At 63.6% G+C, this 729-nt stretch carries 1 protein-coding gene; it reads right to left on the bottom strand.

The genetic code is table 11. The features are described from left to right. Nucleotides 1-606: tyrosine-type recombinase/integrase (locus tag I8J34_RS24200; protein ID WP_214364185.1), on the bottom strand; the 606-nt coding region annotated here is incomplete at its 3' end. Between the last annotated feature and the right edge of the window lie 123 nt (nt 607-729).

Genomic DNA, 729 nt, shown 5'->3' with positions numbered 1-729 from the left:
GAGGCCGGCGTGGCGGTTGGGAAAGAGCAGCTCGGGATGGCGATGCGTCTGCCAGAAGCGGCGCAGCACCGCCAGGGTCGCACGGGGCAGCGGCACCAGGCGGTCCTTGTTGCCCTTGGCGTCACGGATATGCACCCGCTCGCGCGCCGCATCGATGTCGGCCACGCTCAGGCGCAAGCCTTCGCCCAGTCGCAGCCCCAGGCTGTAGAGGGTGAAGAAGAACACCCGATAGCTCAGCACCCTTGTGGCGGCGAAGATCTGCCGCGCTTCATCGACGGTAACGATGTCGGGCAGGCGCTGGGTGCGCGGCGGCTTGACCAGATCAGGCGCCACCCAGGGCTTCTTGAGCACATGCGCGTAGTAGAACTTCAGGCCGTACAGATCGAGCTTGACCGCACTCCAGGAGTGCGTCTCGGATAGCTCGGTGAAATACTCCAGCAGCTGCGCTTCGCTCAGCGCATCGATGCGCTGGTCAAAATACGCCCCGGCCCGCCGGACCGCTCGGGCGTAAGCTTCGATGGTCTTGGGCTGCAGCCCCTTGAGCTTCAGGTGCTTGAGATGTTGCTGGTAATGCTTGTCGAATTGCGTGGCGGTGCTTTCGGTCATCTTGCGCGAGCCTCATGTTTGTCATACAAAGGAACCCTTCAAGCAGAAGGGCGAGGCTCGATTGTGACCACTCCGGCGCCGACGCGGCAGCGGCGGATTCTCCGCGTAGCGGCTTCGTCCAAC

Source organism: Denitromonas iodatirespirans (assembly GCF_018524365.1).
GTDB lineage: Bacteria > Pseudomonadota > Gammaproteobacteria > Burkholderiales > Rhodocyclaceae > Nitrogeniibacter > Nitrogeniibacter iodatirespirans.
Note: the sequence above shows the minus strand (reverse complement) of the source record. Positions and strands in the feature narration are given on the sequence as shown.